The following is a 24,746-nucleotide window of genomic DNA, read 5'->3' as shown; positions in this document are numbered from 1 at the left end:
TGGACCCGAAACGAAGGGCGGCCGAATACAGGTCGTAGTTTGAGGCGCGCAAAATGTGCGGCTCGACCAGTGTCGTCTGCATAATCGCTGTCGGGAAGTGTATCTGCCGAAAATCCACTGACGTTAATGCCAATCAGTATTCGACTATTTGAAAGTGTTTCGCTGAATCCGCTGCGGCCTGTCGATGGCCTCGGATAGCTCATAAGCGGGCACGCAAGAAGGTGCCTTGGGCTGATCGTCGTGAGAGGAATCAGTGGGTGTGCTCGTCAGTAGCCTTGGAAGGCTCGTCAGAAAAGACGTGCACCGCTGGCAAAAGAGCCAGGTCTGACGCTGTGAAGCAGGTTTGTCTCGGTCGCGTCTGCGGCTTTGACGGTGAAGCATCAAGCGTTGTCCGCAAATGCCATTAGCCCGGCTGAGGGCCGGGCTTGGCAGAAGCTTGCTACGAACGTCTGTGTATTAGTACAGACGAACGGCGCGGCGCTGTTCGCGCTGAACTTTCTTGGCGTGACGCTTAACAGCGGCTGCTGCTTTGCGCTTACGCTCAGAAGTTGGCTTCTCGTAAAATTCGCGGCTACGAACTTCAGCCAGTACACCGGCTTTTTCGCAGGAGCGCTTGAAACGACGCAGAGCTACGTCGAAGGGTTCGTTCTCTTTTACTTTGACGGCTGGCATCCAGAGCTACCTTCATTCATTACCGGGGTCAACATCCTCGCGGCAAAAGAGCACTTGAAGACGTCGGTTTTTAAGGGTTGCGGATGTTAACCCCTCATCGCTCGGAATGCAAAGCCTCTGATCGAAAACCGCTAGTCGGGGCATCACATGGCGACTATTATGCGCGCCTTCGAATTCAGCCTAAACAAGGCGCAAACCCATGCTAGTACTGGGATTAGAAACCTCCTGCGACGAAACCGGTGTCGCATTATATGACAGTGAACGCGGCCTGCTGGCCGACGCGCTGTTCAGTCAGATCGACCTGCACCGCGCCTATGGCGGCGTGGTGCCGGAGCTGGCCTCGCGTGACCACGTCAAACGCATGCTGCCCTTGATTCGTCAGGTGTTGGCCGAGGCGGACTGCGTGCCCACCGAAATCGATGCGATCGCCTATACCGCGGGTCCGGGGCTGGTCGGTGCGCTGCTGGTCGGTGCTTCCTGCGCTCAGGCGCTGGCCTTTGCCTGGGGCATTCCGGCGCTCGGCGTGCACCACATGGAAGGTCATTTGCTGGCGCCGATGCTGGAGTCGCAGCCACCGGAATTTCCGTTCGTCGCTTTGTTGGTGTCGGGTGGTCATACGCAGCTGGTTCAGGTCGACGGGATCGGTCAATACACGCTCTTGGGCGAGACCCTCGACGATGCCGCCGGTGAAGCCTTCGACAAGACCGCGAAGATGATGGGCCTGAATTATCCGGGCGGACCGGAAATCGCTCGTCTGGCGGAGCAAGGCGTTGCAGGACGTTTCACTTTTCCGCGTCCGATGTGCGACCGCCCGGGCCTGGCTTTCAGCTTCAGCGGCCTGAAAACCTTCGCCCTGAACACCTGGCAGCAGAGCGTCAGCGCCGGGGACGACAGCGAGCAAGCCCGTTGCGACATCGCGCTGGCGTTCCAGCAGGCCGTGGTGGAGACTTTGACCATCAAGTGCAAGCGTGCCCTGAAACAGGCGGGTATGAAGCGTCTGGTGATCGCAGGCGGCGTCAGCGCCAACAAGGCGTTGCGCACGTCACTGGAGAAAATGCTCGGCGACATGAAGGGCGACGTGTTTTACGCCCGTCCGGAGTTCTGCACCGACAACGGCGCAATGATTGCGTTTGCCGGCTGCCAACGCTTGCAGGCCGGCCAGCACGAAAGCCTGGCGATCAGCGTGCAGGCGCGCTGGCCGATGGAGCAATTGTCGGGGCTGTGATGAATGGCGCTCACGTCCGGTATTTAAAAATGCCGTTCGCGCCCGGCAAACAGGTCGCGTAGATTGCCCCGATGACGCCAGACGATCAGGCCCGTGAGCGCGCTCATGGGCAACAAGGCCGCCGGTTCCTGCCAGGCCAGCAACGGCAGGGTCAGCGGTGTGGCGATCAGCGCGGCGAGTGAGCTGGTACGGGTCAGGTAGAACGTCAGCAGCCAGGCACAGACCGCCAGCAGGGCTGCTGGCGGGTAAAGCCCCAGTAACATGCCGGCAGCAGTGGCGACACCTTTGCCACCGCGAAAGCGAAAATACAGCGGGAACAGGTGACCGATGACGGCACATACGCCGATCCAGGCCTGTTCTTGCAGCGAAAGGCCCGCAACACCGGCGATCAGTACCGGCAGCAGCCCTTTGCAGAGGTCGCCGATCAAGGTCAGGATGGCGAGTTTCTTGCCGGCCAGACGCAACATGTTGGTGGCACCGGCATTGCCCGAGCCACTCATTCGCGGATCGGGGTTACCGGTCAGGCGGCTGAGCAAAATGGCGAAGGACAGAGAGCCGAGCAGGTAGGCGAGAGTCGCCAGTAACCAAAACATGCTAACTATTCCGGGCGAGGACGCCCTGATTCTAACGGCGCATTGCGCCCTTGTCGTGCAGCGGAGAAAAGTGCTTGGACAGAGTGTTTATCGAGGGCCTGGAAGTCGACACCGTGATTGGTGCCTACGACTGGGAGCGAGGCATCCGACAGTGCTTGCGTCTTGATCTCAGCTTCGCCTGGGACAACCGTCCGGCCGCGGCCGGCGATGACCTGACCCTGGCGCTCGATTACGCGAGTGTTTCGTCGCGCATCCAGGCCTTTGCCGAGCAGGCGCAGTTCCAGCTGGTCGAGACCTTTGCCGAGCGTCTGGTTGAAGTGCTGATGAGCGAATTCAACATCACCTGGATGCGTCTCAAACTGACCAAGCCAGGTGCAGTCCCGGCGGCCACCGGTGGTGTGGGTGTGGAGATCGAGCGCGGATGTCGCTGACTCAGGTGTATCTCGGGCTCGGGAGCAATATCGAGCGCGAAACCCATTTGCAGGCTGGCCTGGAAGCCCTGGCGGGTTTTCTGGTGGATATCAGGTGCTCGGCGGTGTTTGAAAGCCAGCCTGTGGGGATCAAGAGTGGGCCGTTCTTCAATTTCGTTGTCTCGGCTTTCACCGATTTACCGCTGATAGAACTGGACCGCCGACTGAAATTCATCGAGGCAGATAACGGCCGCTATGCGCCGGACCGCAAGGGTTTGCCGCTGGATATCGATGTTTTGTTGTTTGGCGATCTGGTGGGCAACTTCGATGGTCTGATTCTGCCGCGCGCAGAGATCCTGAAAAATGCCTTCGTGTTGTGGCCGTTGTCGCTGATTGCGCCGGATCGCGTGCACCCGGGTGTAGGCAAAAGTTTTGCGACGTTGTGGGGCGAAGCGCAGATTGATCAGGTGTTGGCGCCGGTGGCGTTTGAGTGGCGCGGCCAGCAGTTGACCCCTTCAGATTTGTTGTAAGGCGGATGACGTCATCGCGGGCAAGCCCGCTCCCACAGGTACGGTGAAAACCCTGTGGGAGCGGGCTTGTTCCGGGCGGCGATCCGACGATGCTTTTAGGCAGACGCCGCCTCTTTGTAAGCCTTCAAGGCCTTGAGCCGCTCACGCTTGATTGCCTCACCCAGCTCCGGCCCCTTGAATCCCTTCTCCAGCAACGGCTGTACCGCCACGCTTCGCGCCGAAGTCGCCGCTCCACGCAAATAATCCGCCTGTGGATAACTCCTCTGTTCCAGCCCTTTGCGCCCGCGCGCGTCCATTTCGCAGGCTGCAATAAACTCTTCAAACCGCTGCGGGCGACGGTAAACGTCGAAACTCTGCAGCAGCTCCAGCAGCGTCGATGGCTTCAGCTCCAGGGCGCGATGGCCATGGGTGTGATACTGGCCCACCAGCAAGGCCAGTTCCTGGCAGTCTTTCGGTGCCTTGAAGCGTTCATTGACCGCTTTAATCAGCTTCAGGCCTGTGTGTTCGTGGGCGATGTGTCGGGGCCAGTCTTCTTTCGGCGTCAGTCCTTTGCCCAGGTCATGCAACAGGCAAGCCCAACGCACAGTCAGCGGTTGTTTGTGCAGCGCTGATTGTTCAAGCACGCTCAAAGTGTGCACGCCCGTGTCGATTTCGGGGTGATGAGCTTCCGGTTGTGGTACGCCGAACAGTGCATCGACCTCCGGCATCAGTACCTGGAGAGCGCCGCACTCGCGCAGCACTTCGATAAATACCTGTGGCTGATCTTCCAGCAGTGCCCGGGAAATCTCTTTCCAGCTACGTTCGGCGGTCAAAGCCTCCAGCTCGCCCGACTCGCTGAGTTGGCGCATCAGCTCCAGCGTTTCCGGTGCGACGGTAAAGCCCAACTCCGCATAACGAGCGGCAAAGCGCGCAACACGCAGAACACGCAGCGGATCTTCGGCGAAAGCGGGGGAAACGTGGCGCAGAATGCGAGCTTCGAGATCGCGCTGCCCATGGTAGGGATCGGTCAAATTCTGCTGATCGTCTTCAGCCATGGCGTTGATCGTCAGGTCGCGACGAATCAAGTCTTCTTCGAGGGTCACTTCTGGGCTGGCATGAAAGGTGAAGCCGCCGTAGCCGCGCCCGCTTTTGCGTTCAGTGCGGGCGAGGGCGTATTCCTCACCGCTTTTCGGGTGAAGAAACACCGGGAAGTCCGCACCTACCGGGCGAAAGCCCTTGGCGAGCATTTCTTCGGTGGTGGCGCCGACTACAACCCAGTCGACATCGGTGACAGGTTTGCCCAGCAGCCGATCGCGTACCGCGCCGCCGACTTTATAAATCTGCATAAAAAACCTCCGTTAGCCCGACAGAATAACCGTTGCGTCGAACTTCCGGAGGCACAAACAGGATCAAAGATGAATGACGGCCAGGTCCAGTCGGCCGTAATCGCCTTCGCTGTGCTCGCTCCTGGGCGGTACGTGGTGGGTTTTCATCACTTGGTCCCCTTGCAGGGTTTCCAGGTGTATGTCGAAGCCCCAGAGGCGGTGCAAGTGTTTAAGCACTTCTTCGGTGGACTCGCCCAGCGGTTTGCGGTCGTGCTGTTGGTGACGAAGGGTCAGGGAGCGGTCGCCGCGGCGGTCGATGCTGTAGATCTGGATGTTGGGTTCGCGATTACCCAGGTTGTACTGCGCGGCCAGGGTTTCTCGTATGGTGCGGTAGCCATCTTCGTCGTGGATGGCCGGTACCAGCAGGTCGTCCTTCTGGTCATCATCGAGAATGCTGAACAATTTCAGGTCACGGATCACTTTCGGCGACAAGTACTGCAGGATAAAGCTTTCATCCTTGAAGCTGCTCATCGCGAATTTGATGGACGACAACCAGTCGGTGCCGGCAATTTCCGGGAACCAGCGGTAATCCTCTTCGGTCGGGTGTTCACACATGCGCCGGATGTCCCGGTACATCGCAAAGCCCAGGGTGTAGGGGTTGATGCCGTTGTAGTACGGGCTGTCGAAACCCGGCTGAAAGACCACGCTGGTGTGGGACGTCAGGAACTCCATCATGAAACCGTCGGTGACCAGGCCCTCGTCATACAGATCGTTCATCAGGGTGTAATGCCAGAACGTGGCCCAGCCTTCGTTCATCACCTGGGTCTGGCGTTGCGGGTAGAAGTACTGGGCGATCTTGCGCACGATCCGCACGATCTCCCGCTGCCAGGGCTCCAGCAGCGGCGCATGTTTTTCGATGAAGTACAGGATGTTTTCCTGTGGTTCGGCGGGGAAGCGTGCATTGTCCCGGTCGCTGTACTTGTCTGCGCCTTTCGGAATGGTGCGCCACAGATCGTTGATCTGTTTCTGCAAATGCTCCTCCCGGTCCTTTTGCCGACGACGTTCTTCCTCGGCGGAAATCGGGTAGGGGCGTTTGTAGCGGTCAACACCGTAGTTCATCAGTGCATGACAGGAGTCCAGCAGGTCCTCGACCGCATCGATGCCATGGCGCTCTTCGCACTGCATGATGTACTGCTTGGCGAACACCAGGTAATCAATGATCGAACTGGCGTCGGTCCAGGTGCGGAACAGGTAGTTGCCTTTGAAGAAGCTGTTGTGCCCGTAACAAGCGTGGGCCACCACCAACGCCTGCATGCAGATGGTGTTTTCTTCCATCAGGTAGGCGATGCAGGGGTCGGAGTTGATCACGATTTCGTAGGCCAGCCCCATCTGCCCACGGGAGTAGGATTTTTCGGTGCTAAGGAAATGTTTGCCGTACGACCAATGGTGATACCCCAGCGGCATGCCGACGGAAGCGTAGGCGTCCATCATCTGTTCGGCCGTGATCACTTCGATCTGGTTGGGGTAGGTGTCGAGCGCATAGCGAGCCGCAATACGACTGATTTCGCGGTCGTAGGCCTGGATCAGCTCGAACGTCCATTCGGAGCCGGTGGAAATGGGTTGGCGTTTCTGCTCTTTGGCGGTCATGTCACTAACCTGCGCTGGAAGAGTTCACGGAAGACCGGGTAGATATCCCCGGCCGAGACCAGTTGTTGCTGGGCAAAAGTGTCAGAAAAGGCTTCGGCAATTCGCTCGTACTCGAACCACAGGGCCTGGTGTTCGCGCGGGGTGATCTCGACGTAAGTGTAGTACTGCACGAACGGCATGATCTGGTTGATCAGAATGTCGCGGCAGATCGGCGAATCGTCATTCCAGTTATCGCCGTCGGAAGCCTGGGCGGCGTAGATGTTCCACTCGTTGCTCGGGTAGCGCTCGGCCATGATTTCCTGCATCAGCTTCAAGGCGCTGGAAACAATGGTGCCGCCGGTTTCGCGAGAGTAGAAAAACTCCTCCTCGTCGACTTCCCGGGCGCTGGTGTGGTGACGGATGAACACCACATCAATCTTGTCGTAGTTACGCTTGAGGAACAGGTACAACAGGATAAAGAAACGCTTGGCGATGTCCTTGGTCGCCTGGGTCATGGAGCCGGACACGTCCATCAGGCAGAACATCACCGCCTTCGAACTGGGGTTGGGTTGCTTGATCAGCAGGTTGTACTTGAGGTCGAAGGTGTCGAGGAACGGTACGCGATGAATGCGCGCGCTGAGTTTTTCGATTTCTGCCTCGATTTCCTGAATATCGCCGAAGTTGTCCGGTTCTTCCTGTTTTAGTCGCAGCAATTCCTCTTTGGCTTCGCGCAGTTTCGCCCGGCTGCTGCCGGACAGGGCAATTCGTCGCGCATGCGCCGAGCGCAAGGTGCGGATGATGTTGATCCGCGACGGGTTGCCTTCGTTACTGATGCCTGCACGAACGGTTTTGAAGGTATCGGTGCCGGTCAGGTTGCGCTTGACCAGATTTGGCAGCTCCAGGTCCTCGAACATGAACTCGAGGAACTCCTCCTGGGTGATCTGGAAGACGAACTCGTCCATTCCCTCACCCGAGTTACCCGCCTTGCCGGGACCTCTGCCGCCACCACCTCCGGGAGGACGAGCGATGTGCTCGCCGCTGGTGAACTCTTTGTTGCCCGGGTGCACGACGGTTTGTTTGCCCCCGCGACCGTGGTGAAGCACCGGCTCGTCGATGTCGCGACCGGGAATGCTGATCTGTTCGCCGTGTTCCATGTCGGTGATGGAGCGCCGGCTGACCGCCTCTTCGACTGCCTTTTTGATGTGATCACGGTAACGCCGCAGAAACCGCTGGCGGTTCACCGTGCTCTTGTTCTTGCCATTGAGACGTCGGTCGATCACATAGCTCATGACTGCTCCTTAGAAGCTGTCCTGAAAGGGGCGAGCGGTGATGCAGCATCGAACCGAGGGCCAAGGGACATTCAACGCTCCCCCAAGCGCTTTGATGCTGCCTGAACTCGCTACCGACTTTCGAACACCTTCCAGAGGCCTGTGTATCAGAAAATGCGTACACAGGTCTCTGGCTGACGACAACCGGTCTGACCGGCAGCGGGTTATTGTGATTTTCTGACTCGCAGGTACCACTCGGAGAGCAGTCGTACCTGTTTGTCGGTGTAGCCCCGCTCGACCATCCGTGTGACGAAGTCGTTGTGCTTTTGCTGGTCCTCTTTGCTCGCCTTGGCGTTGAAGCTGATGACGGGCAGAAGGTCCTCGGTGTTGGAGAACATTTTCTTCTCGATGACCACCCGCAGTTTTTCGTAGCTGAGCCAGGTCGGGTTTTTGCCGTTGTTGTTGGCGCGGGCGCGCAGTACGAAGTTGACGATTTCGTTGCGGAAATCCTTCGGATTGCTGATGCCGGCCGGTTTTTCGATTTTCTCCAGTTCTTCGTTCAGTGCCACGCGATTGAGGATCTCGCCGGTTTCCGGGTCGCGGTATTCCTGGTCCTGGATCCAAAAGTCGGCGTACAGCACGTAGCGATCGAAGATGTTCTGGCCGTACTCGCTGTAAGACTCGAGGTAGGCGGTCTGGATCTCTTTGCCGATGAATTCGATATAACGCGGCGCCAGGTACTCCTTGAGGAAGCGCAGATAACGTTCGCGGGTCTCAGCCTGGAACTGTTCCTGTTCGATCTGTTGTTCCAGCACATAGAGCAAGTGCACCGGGTTGGCGGCGATTTCGTGCGGATCGAAGTTGAAAACCTTCGACAGAATCTTGAACGCAAAACGGGTCGACAGACCGTTCATGCCTTCGTCGACACCGGCGTTGTCGCGGTATTCCTGAATCGACTTGGCCTTCGGATCGGTGTCCTTGAGGTTTTCGCCGTCGTACACCCGCATCTTGGAGTAGATGTTCGAGTTTTCCGGCTCCTTGAGGCGCGAGAGTACGGTGAACTGGGCGAGCATTTTCAGGGTGTCGGGCGCGCAATGGGCCTTGGCCAAGGAGCTGTTGAACAGAAGTTTGTCGTAGATCTTCACTTCGTCACTGACCCGCAGGCAGTACGGCACTTTGACGATGTAGATCCGGTCGATGAAGGCTTCGTTGTTCTTGTTGTTGCGGAAGGTGTGCCATTCCGATTCGTTGGAGTGAGCCAGCAGGATCCCGGTAAACGGAATAGCCCCCAGGCCTTCGGTACTGTTGTAGTTGCCTTCCTGAGTGGCGGTCAGCAATGGGTGCAGCACCTTGATCGGCGCCTTGAACATTTCGACGAATTCCATCAGGCCCTGGTTGGCCCGGCACAGAGCGCCCGAGTAGCTGTAGGCGTCGGCGTCGTTTTGAGGGTATTCCTCCAGTTTGCGGATATCGACCTTGCCCACCAGCGCCGAAATATCCTGGTTGTTTTCATCGCCCGGTTCAGTTTTGGCCACCGCGATCTGATTGAGGATCGACGGATAGAGTTTCACCACGCGGAACTGGCTGATGTCGCCGCCGAACTCGGCCAGGCGTTTGGTGGCCCATGGCGACATGATGGTGTTGAGGTAGCGCCGTGGAATGCCGAAGTCTTCTTCGAGGATCGCGCCATCTTCAGTGGCGTTGAACAGACCCAGCGGCGACTCGAAGACCGGCGAGCCCTTGATCGCGTAGAAAGGCACTTTCTCAATCAGTTGTTTGAGCTTCTCGGCCAGGGACGATTTACCGCCACCGACGGGACCGAGCAGATAAAGGATTTGTTTCTTCTCTTCCAGGCCCTGAGCGGCATGGCGGAAATACGACACGATCTGGTCGATGCATTCTTCCATCCCGTGGAAGTCTTCAAAGGCCGGATAGCGGCGGATCACCTTGTTGGAGAAGATTCGCGACAGTCTCGAGTTGGTCGAGGTGTCGAGTAGCTCCGGCTCTCCGATGGCCAGCAATAGACGCTCGGCGGCGGAGGCGTAGGCGCTGCGGTCCTGTTTGCACAGTTCAAGATACTCTTGCAGCGTGAGTTCTTCCTGGCGTGTGGACTCGAATCGTTGTTGGAAGTGGCTAAAGATACTCATGACGTCACCTCGCTCGATACGTGGAGCCGACGCCGGATCATTCAGTCGATGCTGGCAGCAACCGGATATGCAGTTGCTGTTTACCCCCCAGAACTCTTTCGGAGCTGACTCCCCCGAAAGCTACTCCCGATGATCCGCGCGCCGGTGTACCGGCTCTCCCCTGTTTTGGATGGCCTGCGCTTAAGGATAGTTGCTTATTCGGGAGGTAAAGGCGAGATACGTAATTAGTTGTGGCAGACCGTTCGTCTGCCACTGCGCGAGCCCGCGGGGGCCGGGGCTTGCACGTTACAAAAAAATTATTCGGAGGTGCCTTGCGCGGTTTCCGAAGGATAAGTCGTACGCCACAGCTCAAAGCCGCCATCCATGCTGTAGACGTCGGAGAAGCCCTGACTGATCAGGTAGGCCGCCGCGCTTTGGCTGGAATTGCCGTGATAGCAGACCACGACCGTCGGTGCGTCAAGATCGGCGGCTCGGATGAAATCCGAGATGGACACGTTGTCCAGATGCTTCGAACCGGCAATATGCAGCGCGGCAAATGTTGCAGGGTCTCGAACATCGACCACCACTGCGCCTTGTTCGCGCAGGGTTTGGGCCTGTTCTGGGGGGATACGTTTGAATTCGCTCATGGCGGGCTCCTGTGGCTCGGCTGAAAGTGCAGTCTAGCGCTGGGCGCTGGCTGACGTTTGCTCGGGAATAGGGGAGGCGACTGGCGGCTGGGTATGGCCCTGTTCGTCGCATTTGCACTGCAGGCGCTCAAGGGTGTCAACGTTCATCAGGGTCATTGAGCCACCCCAGACACAACCGGTGTCGAGGGCGAAGATACCCGGCTCGGTGCATTGGCCTTCAAGTGCCGCCCAGTGGCCGAAGATAATCTTCACGTCTTTGGTCTTGCGCTCTTTGTAGCTAAACCACGGCGCATAACCCGCCGGTGCGGTATCGGCGCCTTCCTTGCCCTTGAGGTCGAGTTTGCCTTCGCTGGTGCAGAAACGCATGCGGGTGAAATAGTTGGTGATCACGCGCAGGCGGGTCACGCCTTTGAGGTCACTGTCCCATTTCAGCGGTTCGTTGCCGTACATGCCATCAAGGTAGGGTGCGAAACGGTTGTCGTCGCGCAGGGCTTCTTCGACCTCGGCGGCGCACTTCAGGGCTTTGCGAAGTGACCATTGGGGCGGTATGCCGGCGTGGACCAGGGCGATGTTGCGCTGTTCGTCGTAGTGCATGAGCTTTTGCTGGCGCAACCATTCCAGCAGTTCTGCGCGATCAGGTGCTTCGAGAATCTCGCGAAGGGTGTCGGCTTTCTTCAGGCGTTCGATGTTATGCCCGGCGGCCAGCAGATGAAGATCGTGGTTGCCGAGCACACACACCAGCGACTCGCGCAGGCTATAAAGGAAACGCAAGGTGTCCAGCGACTGCGGGCCACGGTTGACCAGATCGCCCACCAGCCACAGTTTGTCCCGGGCAGGGTCGAAGGCGACTTGTTCAAGCAGGCATTTCAGGGGTTCGAGGCAACCTTGCAGGTCACCGACGGCATACGTCGCCATCAGTGCAGGGCTCCGGGCACCGCCAGGCGGAAGGGCGCGATGATGGCTTCGAAGTGTTTGCCGTCGTTAGCGAGCATCTGATAAGTCCCTTGCATGGTGCCGACCTTGGAGGTCATCACCGTGCCGCTGCTGTAGGTGTGGCTCTCGCCTGCTTCGATCAACGGCTGCTGGCCAACGACGCCGGCACCGCGAACCTCCTCGACATGCCCGTCACCATCGGTGATCACCCAATGCCGCGACAACAGTTTGGCCGGTAATTCGCCGTTGTTGTGCACGGTGATGGTGTAAGCGAAGGCAAAGCGGTTTTGCTCGGGTTGCGATTGTTCTGCCAGATAGCGGGTGACGACGCTGACGTCGACCTGATAGCGAGGTTCGGACATGCAAGAGGCCTTAAAAACGAAGCGGGACGCGGGGCGTAGCTGATTGAACTCAGTCTAGGCCAAGTATCGGGTAGTAAACCAGACATGGGGGCTGGTGTCCTACCCGATAACGCTTGTTGCCTGTCAGTCGGCGGCGGGAGTCTGTAGAACTTGTTCGCTGAGCTTGTCGGCTAGGCGCACGAAGGCGGCCAGATCGAGCTGCTCCGGGCGCAGGCTGCCGTCGACACCGGCGGCGGTGATCTCATCGTTGCTCAGCAGCAGCTTGAGGGTGTTGCGCAGAGTTTTGCGTCGCTGGTTGAAAGCTTCGCGCACGACGCGCTCCAGCAGCTTGTGATCCTTGGCCGGGTGCGGTAGTACGGCGTGAGGCACCAGGCGCACGATGGCAGAGTCGACTTTCGGCGGCGGGTTGAACGCGCCGGGGCCAACGTTGAACAGATGCTCTACGCGACAGTGGTACTGAACCATGATCGACAGACGCCCCCAGTCACCGCCGCCAGGGCCAGCCGCCAGGCGTTCGACCACTTCCTTCTGCAACATGAAGTGCATGTCGCGAATGATGCCTGCGTTATTCAGCAGGTGGAAAATCAGCGGCGTGGAGATGTTGTATGGCAGGTTGCCCACCACGCGCAGGCTGTTCGGCGCGGCGTTCAGGCTGTTGAAGTCGAACTTCAGCGCATCGCCCTGATGCAGGTTGAAGTTGCTCTTGCCGGCGAACTGTTGGTTGAGGATCGGGATCAGGTCCTTGTCCAGCTCCACCACGTCCAACTGCGCGCCGCTGTTCAGCAGGCCTTGGGTCAGCGCGCCCTGGCCAGGACCGATTTCCAGCAGGCGGTCTTCGGGTTTGGCATGGATGGAGCGCAGGATGCGATCGATAACGCCAGCATCGTGCAGGAAGTTCTGGCCAAAGCGTTTGCGCGCCTTGTGTTGGTAATGCTCGGTCATAAACGGGTCTCGGCCATCTGGTAGGCGGTTTCCAGGGCGACTTGCAGGCTGCCGGTGTCGATGTTGCCGCTGCCGGCCAGATCCAGGGCGGTGCCGTGGTCGACCGACGTGCGGATGATCGGCAAGCCGAGGGTCACATTGACTGCTGCGCCAAAGCCTTTGTATTTCAGCACGGGCAAGCCCTGGTCGTGGTACATCGCCAGCACCGCGTCGCAGTGCTCCAGATATTTGGGGGTGAACAGAGTGTCGGCGGGCAGGGGGCCGCGAAGGTCCATGCCCTCGCCACGCAGGCGCTCTAATGTAGGTTCGATGATGTCGATTTCTTCATGGCCCAGGTGGCCGCCTTCGCCAGCGTGCGGGTTGAGCCCGCACACCAGGATACGTGGCCGGGCGATGCCGAATTTTTCTTGCAGGTCGGCATGCAGAATCCGCGTAACCCGCTCCAGACGCTCCGGCGTGATTGCATCGGCAATTTCGCGCAGAGGCAGGTGAGTGGTGACCAGCGCCACGCGCAATCCGCGAGTCGCGAGCATCATCACCACTTGTGCGGTATGCGTCAGGTCGGCGAGAAATTCTGTATGCCCGGAAAAGGCGATGCCCGACTCGTTGATCACACCCTTGTGCACGGGGGCGGTGATCATTCCGGCGAAGTGTCCGTCCATGCAGCCCTGACCCGCGCGGGTCAGGGTTTCCAGAACGAAAGCCGCATTGGCTTTGTCGAGTTGACCGGCAATTACCGGCGCACTGAGCGGTGTATCCCAGACATACAGGCTGTTGGCTGGCGCGGGTACATCCGGCCAGTTGCCCGGGGTCACCGGCAGCAAGTCGACGACCACGCCCAGCTGCGCGGCCCGCTCAAGGAGCAGGTCACGGCTGGTAATGGCAATCAGGGGGTGTGGCTGGGCTTGCGAGGCGAGCAGCAGGCACAGGTCGGGACCTATGCCGGCCGGTTCACCGGGTGTCAGCGCGAAACGTTTGGGTTTCACTGCGCTGCCTGGTCTGCACCAGGGAGTTTGATCTCAACGTAAGCTTCGTCGCGGATCTGACGCAGCCAGGTTTGCAGCTCTTCGTCGTATTTGCGGTTACGCAGTACGGTCATCGCTTGCTGCTCGCGAGCCTGGGTAGTGCTGTCGGTGGCGCGGCGGCCAAGGACTTCCAGGACGTGCCAGCCATATTGGGTCTGGAACGGCTTGGATAGCTGACCTTGCGGCGTCTTGGCCATCACTTCGCGGAACTCGGGCACCAATGCATTTGGGTCGATCCAGTTCAGATCGCCGCCGTTGAGGGCGGAACCCGGATCTTCCGAGAAGCTTTTCGCCAGATCGCCGAAATCTTCGCCCGCTTCGATACGGGTGTAGAGCGACTGAGCCAGGGCCTTGGTTTTCGCTTCGTCGCGGATCGGACTAGGTTTGACCAGGATATGGCGCACGTGCACTTCGTCACGTGTCTGGGTCTCGCCGCCACGCTTGTCGAGAATCTTCAGGATGATGAAGCCGCCCGGCGTGCGCATTGGCTGGGTCACCTCGCCGACCGACATGGTGCTCAGCATGCGATCGAACGGAGGTGGCAATTGACCGGCTTTACGCCAGCCCATGTCGCCGCCTTCCAGCGCGGTTTCGCTGGCGGATTTGGCGATTGCCAACTGACCGAAGTCAGCGCCTTGCTTGAGCTGCTGGTAAACCGCGTCTGCCTGTTTGGCTGCATTCTGAATCGCGTCGGAGTTGGCGCTTTCCGGTGTAGGAATCAGAATGTTGGCCAGGCGGAATTCTTCGGACAGCTGCATTTTGCCGAGGTCGGAAGCGAGGAAGTTCTTCACTTCCTGCTCGGACACCTGGATACGTTCGGCCACACGGCGCTGACGTACACGGCTGATGATCATTTCCCGGCGAATCTGGTCACGAGCGTCGTCATAAGACAGACCATCGCGAGTCAGGGCGGCGCGGAATTGTTCAATCGACATGTTGTTGCGCTGGGCAATGGTGCCGACCGCCTGGTTCAGCTCTTCATCGGTAATGCGGATGCCGGAACGTTCGCCGATCTGCAGTTGCAGGTTTTCGACGATCAGGCGCTCGAGCACCTGCTGATCCAGCACGCCGGCCGGCGGTACGGCAGAACCGCGTTTGGCGATGGTTTGCTGAACTTCATGAACACGTTGGTCCAGTTGGCTCTGCATGACCACGTCGTTGTCGACAATGGCCACCACTTTATCGATGGACTGTACCGCGGCATTCGCCGCAGTACCCAGGAACAGCGCGCCCAGCACTAGCGGGCGCAGACAATCAGAAAGCTTGGTCTTCACGTTCACGATAACCTTGGATGCCTTTGTCGAGGAAGCTCTCTACTTTGGCGCCGGTGAGGCCGCCGAGACCTTTCAGAACGATTTGTAGGAAGATGCCATGGTCGCCTTTTTCGTTTTGCGGAGCTTCCTGACTGAATTCGTCGTAGGAAACCCAGTAACGGTTGATCAGGCGCAGTTTCCAGCAGCAGTTGTCGTACTCGAAACCACCGAAGGCTTCCAGGGTACGGTTGCGGTTGTAGTCATACTGCCAGCGACTGATGGCGTTCCACTGCGGCACGATCGGCCAGATCACCGAGAAGTCGTGCTGCTGGATCTTGTAGTAGTCCTTCACATAGCCCGGGGTGCCCGGCGTGCCGTAGTCACCACCGCCCACCGACCACTTGCCGGTGTTCTGGTCGTAACGGACCTGGTCATTACGATAGCGATAGCCGGCGTTGATGACCTTGTTCGGGTTGTCTTCCGGCTGGTAGTGGAACATCGCGCTGCCCGAGCGAGGGCTGCGGCTGTCCGGGTCCCAGTTGTAGTCGGCGGTCGTGCGCCAATCGCGGTTCCAACGGTATTCGTATTCCAGTGCATACGGAGAAACGTTGGCGTTCGCATCGTCGCGGGTTTTTGCGTCGATACCCGGCAACTGGACTTCGCGATCCTTGAAGTACAAGGCCTGGCCGACGCTGATGCGTTGACGTTCGAAGCCGTCTTCTTCGATCCAGCGGTTGGTCACGCCCAGCGACAGTTTGTTCTCGTCGCCGACGCGGTCGGAGCCCGAGAAGCGGTTGTCGCGGAACAGCGACGCATAGTTGAAGGTGTACTCGCCGGTGTCGAAAACCGGGATGTCCTTCTGGTCTTCTTCAGGGACATACAGGTAGAACAGGCGTGGTTCCAGGGTCTGGCGGTAGTTCTTGCCGAACCAGGTGGTGTTGCGATCGAAATACAGGCCACTGTCGACGCTGGCGATCGGGACGCCGCGGTTCTGCGAGCTGCTGAACGACTCGCCAAGCGCCGAAGCGTTATTGCGGTTCGTCAGTAGATCGTTTTTACCGGTGCCATCGAGATCAAGATCGTACTGGGTGTATTGATACTTGAGCGATGGCTTGATGAAGCCATACGTCCAGTCCAGCGGCAGGCTCACGCCTGGCTTGAGGTTCAGACGATTACCGTTGGCGCGCGCCAGGCCCGTCACGTTGGTGTCCAGGCGAGGCGACAGGACGCCGTTTTCATCGGAAAACTGACCTGTTTCCAGGTCTCGCTCAAATCGCACGATCTCTGTTTCGTAGTCGAAATCCAGGCCGTTCGGATGAGTCGGCAGACGACCGTTGAAAGTGAGCTGCGGCAAACGGTCGTACGGCGTGATGTTCGAGACGGTGGCCAGTTGATAAGCCTGTGCGTTGAGGCGAGCGACATAGCTGTCGCCGCGATAACTCACCGAGCCCTGCTGGTTCACGTAATCGGCGCTTTTCACACCAATCTGATCGGTCTGCAGATCCTGGAAGTAATACGGATCGCTGATCTTGGTGTAATCGACCTGGGTGAAAACGCGAGAGTCAAGACCGCCCTTGTGCTGCCAGTTGTACATGTAGCGGGTTTTTTCGTAGTCGGTCTGCTGACTGCGATCGGTGTTGTCATCATTGAGGTACGCGGCGCCGAGCTGACCTTCGCTGGACTTGGTCAGGTAACGGAATTCGCCTTCCATCAACAGGCCGCGCTTGCTCATGTAGCGCGGGTACAACGTGGCATCGTAGTTCGGTGCCAGGTTGAAGTAGTACGGCGTGACGAGCAGGAAGCCGGTATCGCTGCCGGTGCCGATGGTCGGCGGCAGGAAACCGGATTGACGACGGTCGTCGATCGGGAAATAGATGTACGGCGTGTACAGAACCGGAATGTCCTTGACCCGCAGCGTCACGTTGGTCGCGGTACCGAAACCGGTCGCCGGGTTCAACGTAATGTTGTTGCCCTTGAGCTGCCAGGCGTTACTGTTCGGTTCGCACGTGGTGTACGTACCATCCTTGAGGCGGATGATCGCGTTCTCGGCACGCTTGGCGTACAGCGCGTTACCGCGGATACGGGATTTGTGCATCACGTATTCGGCGTTGTCGACCTTGGCTTCACCGGTGTCGAGCTGCACTTCGGCGTGGTCGCCGACGATCAGTGCGCCGTTGTCGCGAATGCGTACGTTGCCGTCCAGCTCGCCACGGCTCTCGGCCTGGTAGAGGTTCGCTTCGTCGGCTTCAGCCTGCATGCTGCCCTGACGCAAGACCACGTCGCCCGCGAGGGTCGCGACCTGTTCGTCCTGCTTGTAGCGGGAGGCCTTGGCGCCGACAAACGTCGGGGCGTCACTTTTATTCGTCTTGTCATTCATGCCAGGACGAATCGGTTCGATATAGGAACCAGAGCAGTAAGGACCGGTTTCGGCCAATTGCGCTGCAGTGAGCTTCTCGCGCGGAACCCAGTCGAGGTGACTGTAGTCTTCGCTACGGGACTTCAGACCGCGGCCTTTGGATTCGGTGACCAGCACAGGCTTGGCGCCGGTATCTTCGCTAGCGCCACTCTCGGTCGGGGCTTCACCGGTCGCGGAGACTGCGCTGCCGTCATGGACGGGACGCGGTGGCAATGCAGCCGCCGGCGTCTTGGGCGCACAGTTCCAGGCACCCGAAGCAGAGACTGAGCAGTCATACTGTTCCGCGGCGACCACGAACGAAGTGGCTAGAGGTTGCAGGGCCAGCAGACTGCCGGTTACCAACAACGGAAATTTTTTACGAAACGCGGGGGATTTCAATGCCATCTTATTAGTCCGGGCTTCCTGCGTGCCATCTGCCCGCGGTGTGGGCCGCACGCCTCTCGATGGTCTGAAAAAGATGCTGGATAATAAAGCATGACCCGCTTGACGGCTAGCGCCGTCGGAGACCCTTGCAATGCCTGACCAAGATGTACGTTTGCAACACCTGAAAGTTTGGCTCGATGAGCAGTTGGCGATCCTCTTTGCAGAGCAGAGTTGGGGCGTTGTACCCCCGGCCACGTTGACCGCGGCCAGCAGTGACGCGAGTTTTCGGCGCTATTTCCGTTGGGAAGGCGGCGGCAAAAGTTTCATCGTAATGGACGCGCCACCGCCCCAGGAAAACTGCAAACCCTTCGTGGATATCGCTTTTTTGCTGGCGAAATCCGGAATAAATGTGCCGAAAATTTATGCCGAAGACCTCGATCGCGGTTTTCTTTTACTCAATGACCTGGGCAGCCAGACTTATCTGGACGTCATCGACAGCGAAAATGCCGACGATTTGTTCAAGGATGCCCTACAGGCACTGTTGGCTTTTCAGCAGTTGCCGATGGTTGCACCGCTGCCGAGTTATGACGTGGCGCTGTTGCGTCGCGAGCTGGAATTGTTCCCCGAGTGGTTTGTGAAGCGTGAGTTGGGCGTCGAGTTCGACTCGGCACAGCAAATGCTCTGGCAGAACGTGACGGAGCTGTTGATCGACAGCGCGTTGGCGCAGCCCAAAGTCCTGGTGCATCGCGACTACATGCCGCGCAACCTGATGCTCAGCGAGCCGAATCCCGGCGTTCTGGATTTCCAGGACGCGGTTTACGGCCCGGTGACCTACGACGTGACCTGCCTGTTCAAGGACGCTTTCTTGAGCTGGCCCGAGGAGCGTGTGCGCGGTTGGCTGGAAGATTACTGGCAACAAGCGGGCGATCTGGGCATTCCGGTTCAACCGGACTTCGACGACTTCCTGCGCGCCAGCGACCTGATGGGCGTGCAGCGTCACCTGAAAGTCATCGGCATCTTCGCCCGCATCTGCCATCGCGATGGCAAACCGCGTTACCTCGCCGACGTGCCGCGCTTCTTTGCTTATATAGATGCCGTGATCGCCCGCCGTCCTGAACTGGCTGAGCTGGATGTGTTGCTGCTGAGTCTGCGTGCCGGAGCGAATGCATGAAGGCGATGATTCTGGCTGCAGGCAAAGGCGAGCGCATGCGTCCGCTGACCCTGACCACGCCAAAACCGCTGGTCCGCGCTGGAGGTGTGCCGCTGATCGAGTATCACCTGCGCGCGCTGGCCGCGGCCGGGTTTACCGACATCGTGATCAACCATGCCTGGTTGGGGCAGCAGATCGAAGACTATCTGGGCGATGGTTCGCGTTTTGGCGTGAGTATCCAATACTCGCCCGAAGGTGAGCCGCTGGAGACCGGTGGGGGGATTTTCCGCGCATTGCCGTTGTTGGGCGATGAGGCGTTTGTGGTGGTCAACGGTGATATCTGGACCGACTACGACTTCAGCGTGTTGCATCAGCCCATCAACGGTCTTGCGCACCTGGTGTTGGCGGATAACCCGAACCACCATCCAGCGGGCGATTTCACGCTGGTCGGCGGGCAAGTGCACGATGGCCAGCCTGATACGCCGACTCTGACTTACAGCGGCATAGCGGTGTTGCATCCGCAGTTGTTCGACGGTTGCACGGCCGGAGCGTTCAAGCTGGCACCGCTGCTGCGTAGGGCCATGGCCGATGGACAGGTCTCGGGTGAACGGCTGAACGGTCGGTGGGTGGATGTCGGAACTCACGAGCGTCTGGCGGAAGTTGAAACTCTGATTGAAGCGAGTCGCTGAGATGCTGTGGCCAGGGACTCTGATTGGAGCCGGAGCGGGCTTTGCCATTGCCAGCATTCCGGGGGCCATGCTCGGCGCCTTGCTAGGGCAGGCGCTGGATCGGCGTCTGCAATTGCAGACGTGGGGGCATCTGCGGGAAAAGCTCGGTGGTAAACCGATGCTGCGCAACGATGAGCTGTTGTTTGTGTTGCTGGGGAGGTTGGCCAAATGCGATGGACGAGTGGCTGAGGGGCATATCCTGCAGGCGCGCCAGGAAATGCAGGCACTGGAAATGACCGAGCCGGCCAAGCGCCGGGCGATTGCCGCATTCAACCGCGGCAAATCGGGCCACGACCGGTTGCGCGGTTATCTGCGACGCTTGAGCGCGCAACCCCATGCGGCGGAAGGCGTGTTGCGCGCCTGTTGGCGAATGGTTTGGGCCGATGGTCGAGCGGGTCACGCCGAGCGCGAACTGATTGGCCAATGGGGTAAATGGTTGGGTTGGACGTCGTATCAGGTGCAGGCGCTGGCGGCTGACTATGAGCCGCACAAGCGACCATCGGTTGGCACTGCCATCTCTTATCAGGAAGCGTTGTCGCTGCTGGGGGTGTCCGCCACCACGGAACCGGCGCAGATCAAGCGCGCCTATCGACGCCTGCTGAGTCGTCATCATCCGGACAAAATTGCCGGCAGCGGTGCGACGGCGTTGCAGGTGCGCGAGGCCACGGACAAGACGCGCGAATTGCATAACGCCTATACGTTGATTCGTCAGCGGCGGGATTTTCGCTAGCCGGTGAGTGATGTATCCACAGCGCTGACGCCTTCGCGGGCAACTCGATCTATCAGTTCGCCTCGGGCTTGGGATTCAACCAACCCCGCACCCGACGCACCAGCTGCTCTTGCTCCGCTTGCGAGTTACCCGGCAACGCCTTGAGCGATACCTGACTGAACGCCGAAGCCTTCAAGCGCTTGCTGGCCTGCAAGCGCTCCAGTGCCGCGTTGCGGTCCAGCGGCTTGTCCTTATAGAAAATGTCGGCGGTGGGCAGCTTCAGTGTCGGCGTCAATTCAGCCAGGCCAGGCTTTGCTGCCACGGGCGTCTGCGCGGCGACCATCGCAAACTTCTCGACTTGCGATGGCTGCCTCTCGCTCAGATACCGCGCGGCCCAATAAGCGCCGGTGCCATGACCCAGCACCACGATGCTGCGAGCGCTTTGCTGTTCGGCGTAGGCAACAGCCGCATCTATGCGTGCGAAAATTCGTTCAGCGTCGGCTTTGGCCTGTTCATCACTGGTTTCGGCAATGGCCTTGTCGACCACCTCCGCTTCACCGCCCGCCGCCTGTTCGATGGGGGCCGCCGTGGTCGAATCCTTGCTGCCAGCATCAGGCGCTTTGGGCGACGGCGTCACTGCGACGATACGTGGCGCAATGGCATCGCTTTGCACGTCTGGCAAGGTGATACTCAGGCTGCTCCACTCGGCGTCTGGCAATTGGCGCCGCAAAGGGCCGATTGCCTGCGGCCAGTCAACAGTTTCGCCAGCGCCGGGGATGATAATCACCGCACCTTTGGGGTCAGCGGTATTGGCCGGTTTCCACAAGGCCAGAAAAGTGTCGCTGCCGGCCTGGAGCTGTTGCTGTTCCTGAGCGGGAATTTTTCGCTCAAGTGCCGTCGCTTCTTCCTGACTACGCTCAAGCAGTGGCTGACGTTCGACCGGTTTTTCGCCTGCGGATTTTTCCGCGGCAGCCGGTGCCGGGTCAGCGGCCTTGACGGAAAAGGCGCAAGGCAGGATCAGCGACAGGCACAATGCTGGCAGTGCCAGGCGGTAGACAGGGGGCATCGGATATTCCAGGCCAGAAGTGGTTCCGGCAGCCTAATGGGTTGGTCAGTATTTGTCAGTGTGAGACTTCAATGATGCGTTTTTGCTGCCTGTGGGTTATCGGCTGTTTGTGGTTTCCCTTGATGGGCTGGGCGGCGCCTGCGCCATCGGTGCATGTCGCGCAGTTGTCTGCGAGCCAGCAGCAATGGCTGGCGCAACATGCTGAACTGCGCGTCGGATTGGTGTTGCAAGTGCCCTATGCTCAATATGATCGCCGATTGCAGCGGCTGTCCGGGGTTAACGTCGAGCTGATGAAATGGCTGGCCAAAGCGCTCAAGGTCGAGCTGAGCTGGCGTAACTATCCAGACCTTGCGCAACTGGAAACCGCTGCGCGCGAAGGTGAAATCGACATCGCCCCGGGACTGGCGCAAACCCCCGGTGGCCTGCGCCTGTGGCAGTTTTCCGATCCGTACATGCGGGTGCCGCAACTGGTGGTCAGCGACCAGAAGGGCGCCGGCGTGGTCGAGCTGGAAAAACTCGACAGCCAGACCCGCGTCGCCGTGCGCATGCCCAGCGCCACCGCCGATTACCTGCGCAGCAATTACCCGCACCTGAACCTCCAGGGCGTGCCGGTCGAGCGCCAGGCCTTGCAATTGTTGCTGAGTCAGCAAGCCAGTTACGCCGTGGTCGACGAAGCGCAATTGGGACGTTTATCCGTCGAACCGGAGTTTGCCGGGTTGGTGGTGGTCGGTGATATCGGCTTGCCGCAACTGTTGCGGGTGGCCACGCGCCGGGATTGGCCGGAACTGGCCGGCATCGTCGAAAGCGCGCTGAGGGCGATCCCGGCCAAGGACCTGGAGCAGCTGCACAACCAATGGCTGCAACCCAAGTACCCGCGCCTCACCGAATCCCCGGGTTTCTGGCAAAACCTCTGTCTGTTGTTGGCGGTGCTGATGCTGAGCAGCATGGCCATCGTGTTCTGGCAGCGTCGGCAGCAGCACAGTCTTGAGCATCGTTTGCGGGCCGCGCGCGAAGACATTGCCCTGCGTGCCGCCAGCGAAGAAGCCTTGCGCCTCACCCAGTTTTCCATCGATCAGAGCACTGTCGGCATCCTTTGGGTCAACTGGGACAGCCATGTGCGCTACGCCAATCGCGCGGCCGAAACCATGCTGGGTTATCCGGCGGGCGGGATCATTGATCGGCCGCTGATCGACTTCGAGCCCGGCTTGCACATGGATCGCTGGTTGAACCTGTGGAAACGCGCCCGGGCCAGCGAGGATGGCCCGCAAAGTTTCGAAACCAACTGTGTACGGGCGGATGGCAGCAATTTGCCGGTGGATGTTTCGCTGAGCTTTTTGCGATTTCGCGACAGCGAATACCTGGTGGTCTACCTCAATGACGTCACCGACCGCCGGCGTGCATTGGCCGCGCTGCAGGAAAGCGAAGCGCGTCTGCAAGGGATCGCCGCCAACGTTCCAGGACTGGTCTTTCGTCTGGAGCGGGCACCGGTGACGGGGCAGATCGACTTTGCCTACATCAGTGAAGGCAGCGAGAGCCTGGTCGGTTACTCACCGGCCACCCTGGCCCATCGCGACAAAGGCCTGCGCAGCCTGGTGCACCCGGACGACAAGGCCAGTTATCACCAAACCCAGGACCATGCGCTGGACACCGACAGTGACTGGTCGTGGCAGGGGCGGATTCTCACCCGGGCCGGCGAACAACGCTGGGCCGAAATCAAGGCCATCACCCGTCGACTTGAAGACGGCGCCTATGTCTGGGACGGGATCGTCTGGGACATCAGCGAGAGCAAACGCATCGAATTGGAACTGGCCAGCTCTCGCGAGCAGTTGCGTGAGTTGTCTGCGCACCTTGAGAGCGTGCGGGAAGAGGAAAAGGCCCGCATCGCCCGGGAAGTTCACGACGAACTGGGTCAGATGTTGACCGTGCTCAAACTGGAAACCTCCATGTGCGAACTGGCCTACGCCCAGCTCGACCCCGGTCTGAACGAACGCTTGAACAGCATGAAGCGATTGATCGCGCAGTTGTTCCAATTGGTACGCGACGTGGCCACGGCGCTGCGGCCGCCGATTCTCGATGCCGGGATCGCCTCGGCCATCGAGTGGCAGGCTCGCCGATTCGAGGCTCGCACGCAGATCCCGTGTCTGGTGCAGGTGCCGGAGAACCTGCCGGTACTCAGTGATGCCAAGGCGATTGGCCTGTTCCGGATCCTTCAGGAAGCGCTGACCAATGTCATGCGCCATGCCCAGGCGCATACTGTCGAACTGACGTTGACGCTGGAAGGCGACGAGTTGTGCCTGACCGTCAGCGATGATGGCGTAGGATTTGTCCCCGCGACGGGTAGGTCGACATCCTTTGGGGTAGTCGGCATGCGCGAACGGGTGTTGATCATGGGCGGGCAATTGTCGCTTGAGAGTGAACCTGGTGAAGGCACGACCCTGAGCGTGCGAGTTCCGCTGGATGAGGAGAAGTAAGTGATCCGTGTACTGGTAGCCGAAGACCACACCATCGTCCGCGAAGGCATCAAGCAATTGATCGGGCTCGCCAAGGATTTGCTGGTGGTAGGGGAGGCGAGCAATGGCGAGCAGTTGCTCGAAACCCTGCGCCATGTTCCCTGCGAAGTGGTCTTGCTGGACATTTCCATGCCCGGGGTTAACGGACTGGAAGCGATTCCGCGGATTCGCGCCCTTAACAATCCGCCAGCGATCCTGGTGTTGTCGATGCACGACGAAGCGCAAATGGCCGCCCGGGCGTTGAAGGTCGGCGCGGCAGGTTACGCGACCAAGGACAGCGACCCGGCGCTGTTGCTGACGGCAATCCGCAAGGTCGCGGCGGGCGGTCGCTACATCGACCCGGACCTGGCCGACCGCATGGTTTTCGAGGTCGGCCTGACCGATTCGCGTCCGCTGCATTCGTTGCTTTCGGAGCGTGAATTCTCGGTGTTCGAACGCCTGGCCCAAGGCGCCAACGTCAACGACATCGCCCAGCAACTGGCCCTGAGCAGCAAAACCATCAGCACCCACAAGGCGCGGCTGATGCAGAAGCTCAACATCACCTCTCTGGCCGAACTGGTGAAATACGCGATGGAACACAAACTGCTCTAACGCACCCGATTCCATCACCTCACTGCAAATCCCTGTGGGAGCGGCGGTGCGACGATTCGACTTGCCTGCGATGACGATGGATCATTCAAAGCGCAGGTCGACTGACACACCGCAATCGCGAGCAAGCTCGCTCCCACAGGACCGCGGTGACATGTCCATTTGCGACATCCTTAAAAGCAGCTTTTACCCGTTCCTGTGGCTTGCAGCTGAACACTCGCCGTCGACCTATCCATTCCCGCCATCCTTGTAGGGCAATCCCTACCCCCAACCTTCCATCCGGCTGAGGCGATTCTCTCC

The 24,746-nt window shown here is 59.4% G+C and carries 22 protein-coding genes; 8 read left to right on the top strand and 14 right to left on the bottom strand.

Annotated features, from left to right (window positions below):
• Window positions 1-456 precede the first annotated feature (456 nt).
• Window positions 457-672 carry a 30S ribosomal protein S21 gene (gene rpsU, locus Q7W83_RS25660; RefSeq protein ID WP_002551877.1) on the bottom strand — a complete coding sequence of 72 codons (216 nt, stop codon included), beginning with the start codon at window positions 670-672 and terminating at the stop codon, window positions 457-459.
• 199 nt (window positions 673-871) lie between these two features.
• Between rpsU and tsaD the strand changes: the two genes are divergently transcribed.
• Window positions 872-1,897 (top strand): tRNA (adenosine(37)-N6)-threonylcarbamoyltransferase complex transferase subunit TsaD, encoded by a 1,026-nt coding sequence (gene tsaD / locus Q7W83_RS25655; RefSeq protein ID WP_150633679.1) that lies wholly within the window; start codon window positions 872-874, stop codon window positions 1,895-1,897.
• Between the two features lie 23 nt (window positions 1,898-1,920).
• Here the strand turns inward: tsaD and plsY are convergent, their stop codons facing one another.
• Window positions 1,921-2,490: a glycerol-3-phosphate 1-O-acyltransferase PlsY gene (plsY, locus tag Q7W83_RS25650; RefSeq protein WP_150654008.1), complete on the bottom strand. Its 570-nt coding sequence runs from the start codon at window positions 2,488-2,490 to the stop codon at window positions 1,921-1,923.
• 74 nt (window positions 2,491-2,564) lie between these two features.
• Between plsY and folB the strand changes: the two genes are divergently transcribed.
• The gene (gene folB, locus Q7W83_RS25645; RefSeq protein ID WP_008027044.1) at window positions 2,565-2,921 is read left to right on the top strand and encodes a dihydroneopterin aldolase; all 357 of its coding nucleotides are present in this window, start codon (window positions 2,565-2,567) and stop codon (window positions 2,919-2,921) included.
• Window positions 2,912-3,430 (top strand): 2-amino-4-hydroxy-6-hydroxymethyldihydropteridine diphosphokinase, encoded by a 519-nt coding sequence (folK, locus tag Q7W83_RS25640; RefSeq protein ID WP_150633677.1) that lies wholly within the window; start codon window positions 2,912-2,914, stop codon window positions 3,428-3,430. The genes folB and folK overlap by 10 nt, the downstream gene beginning before the upstream one ends.
• A gap of 95 nt (window positions 3,431-3,525) precedes the next feature.
• Here the strand turns inward: folK and Q7W83_RS25635 are convergent, their stop codons facing one another.
• The 11 genes from Q7W83_RS25635 to Q7W83_RS25585 form a co-directional block, all read right to left on the bottom strand.
• Window positions 3,526-4,755 carry a multifunctional CCA addition/repair protein gene (locus Q7W83_RS25635; RefSeq protein ID WP_150654010.1) on the bottom strand — a complete coding sequence of 410 codons (1,230 nt, stop codon included), beginning with the start codon at window positions 4,753-4,755 and terminating at the stop codon, window positions 3,526-3,528.
• A 63-nt stretch (window positions 4,756-4,818) separates the two neighbouring features.
• Entirely contained in the window at window positions 4,819-6,381 is a 1,563-nt protein-coding gene (locus Q7W83_RS25630; protein WP_150654011.1) for a SpoVR family protein, read from the bottom strand.
• Window positions 6,378-7,649 carry a YeaH/YhbH family protein gene (locus Q7W83_RS25625; protein ID WP_007980218.1) on the bottom strand — a complete coding sequence of 424 codons (1,272 nt, stop codon included), beginning with the start codon at window positions 7,647-7,649 and terminating at the stop codon, window positions 6,378-6,380. Before Q7W83_RS25625 ends, Q7W83_RS25630 begins: the two co-directional genes overlap by 4 nt.
• A 203-nt stretch (window positions 7,650-7,852) precedes the next feature.
• The gene (locus Q7W83_RS25620) at window positions 7,853-9,775 is read right to left on the bottom strand and encodes a PrkA family serine protein kinase (protein WP_084318392.1); all 1,923 of its coding nucleotides are present in this window, start codon (window positions 9,773-9,775) and stop codon (window positions 7,853-7,855) included.
• Window positions 9,776-10,071: 296 nt separating this feature from the next.
• Complete coding sequence (glpE, locus tag Q7W83_RS25615) at window positions 10,072-10,401, bottom strand: thiosulfate sulfurtransferase GlpE (RefSeq protein WP_150634286.1); 330 nt, start codon at window positions 10,399-10,401, stop codon at window positions 10,072-10,074.
• Window positions 10,402-10,434: 33 nt separating this feature from the next.
• Window positions 10,435-11,316 carry a symmetrical bis(5'-nucleosyl)-tetraphosphatase gene (locus tag Q7W83_RS25610; RefSeq protein ID WP_150634285.1) on the bottom strand — a complete coding sequence of 294 codons (882 nt, stop codon included), beginning with the start codon at window positions 11,314-11,316 and terminating at the stop codon, window positions 10,435-10,437.
• Window positions 11,316-11,696 (bottom strand): Co2+/Mg2+ efflux protein ApaG, encoded by a 381-nt coding sequence (gene apaG / locus Q7W83_RS25605; protein WP_150634284.1) that lies wholly within the window; start codon window positions 11,694-11,696, stop codon window positions 11,316-11,318. Before apaG ends, Q7W83_RS25610 begins: the two co-directional genes overlap by 1 nt.
• Before the next feature lie 123 nt (window positions 11,697-11,819).
• Window positions 11,820-12,638 (bottom strand): 16S rRNA (adenine(1518)-N(6)/adenine(1519)-N(6))-dimethyltransferase RsmA, encoded by an 819-nt coding sequence (rsmA, locus tag Q7W83_RS25600; RefSeq protein ID WP_150634283.1) that lies wholly within the window; start codon window positions 12,636-12,638, stop codon window positions 11,820-11,822.
• On the bottom strand, window positions 12,635-13,624 hold the full coding sequence (pdxA, locus tag Q7W83_RS25595; RefSeq protein ID WP_473657761.1) for a 4-hydroxythreonine-4-phosphate dehydrogenase PdxA: 990 nt from the start codon (window positions 13,622-13,624) through the stop codon (window positions 12,635-12,637). The genes rsmA and pdxA overlap by 4 nt, the downstream gene beginning before the upstream one ends.
• On the bottom strand, window positions 13,621-14,937 hold the full coding sequence (gene surA, locus Q7W83_RS25590) for a peptidylprolyl isomerase SurA (protein WP_150634281.1): 1,317 nt from the start codon (window positions 14,935-14,937) through the stop codon (window positions 13,621-13,623). The genes pdxA and surA overlap by 4 nt, the downstream gene beginning before the upstream one ends.
• On the bottom strand, window positions 14,918-17,716 hold the full coding sequence (locus Q7W83_RS25585) for an LPS-assembly protein LptD (protein WP_150634280.1): 2,799 nt from the start codon (window positions 17,714-17,716) through the stop codon (window positions 14,918-14,920). The genes surA and Q7W83_RS25585 overlap by 20 nt, the downstream gene beginning before the upstream one ends.
• Before the next feature lie 130 nt (window positions 17,717-17,846).
• Here Q7W83_RS25585 and Q7W83_RS25580 point away from each other — a divergent pair, with 130 nt between their 5' ends.
• The 3 genes from Q7W83_RS25580 to Q7W83_RS25570 are packed head-to-tail and all read left to right on the top strand — an operon-like array spanning window position 17,847 to window position 20,303.
• Entirely contained in the window at window positions 17,847-18,866 is a 1,020-nt protein-coding gene (locus tag Q7W83_RS25580; protein ID WP_150634279.1) for an aminoglycoside phosphotransferase family protein, read from the top strand.
• Window positions 18,863-19,534: an N-acetylmuramate alpha-1-phosphate uridylyltransferase MurU gene (murU, locus tag Q7W83_RS25575; protein ID WP_150634278.1), complete on the top strand. Its 672-nt coding sequence runs from the start codon at window positions 18,863-18,865 to the stop codon at window positions 19,532-19,534. The genes Q7W83_RS25580 and murU overlap by 4 nt, the downstream gene beginning before the upstream one ends.
• Window position 19,535: 1 nt before the next feature.
• Window positions 19,536-20,303 (top strand): DnaJ domain-containing protein, encoded by a 768-nt coding sequence (locus tag Q7W83_RS25570; protein WP_150634287.1) that lies wholly within the window; start codon window positions 19,536-19,538, stop codon window positions 20,301-20,303.
• Window positions 20,304-20,355: 52 nt separating this feature from the next.
• Here Q7W83_RS25570 and Q7W83_RS25565 read toward each other — a convergent pair whose 3' ends face one another.
• The gene (locus tag Q7W83_RS25565; RefSeq protein ID WP_150654015.1) at window positions 20,356-21,348 is read right to left on the bottom strand and encodes an alpha/beta hydrolase family protein; all 993 of its coding nucleotides are present in this window, start codon (window positions 21,346-21,348) and stop codon (window positions 20,356-20,358) included.
• Between the two features lie 71 nt (window positions 21,349-21,419).
• Between Q7W83_RS25565 and Q7W83_RS25560 the strand changes: the two genes are divergently transcribed.
• Window positions 21,420-23,819: a PAS domain-containing sensor histidine kinase gene (locus Q7W83_RS25560; protein WP_150634276.1), complete on the top strand. Its 2,400-nt coding sequence runs from the start codon at window positions 21,420-21,422 to the stop codon at window positions 23,817-23,819.
• Window positions 23,820-24,449 (top strand): response regulator, encoded by a 630-nt coding sequence (locus Q7W83_RS25555; RefSeq protein ID WP_003210977.1) that lies wholly within the window; start codon window positions 23,820-23,822, stop codon window positions 24,447-24,449.
• Window positions 24,450-24,746: the final 297 nt, after the last annotated feature.

The organism is Pseudomonas sp. 300, assembly GCF_055803035.1.
The sequence above is the reverse complement of the archived record's forward strand: the minus strand, read 5'-3'. Positions and strand labels throughout refer to the sequence as shown.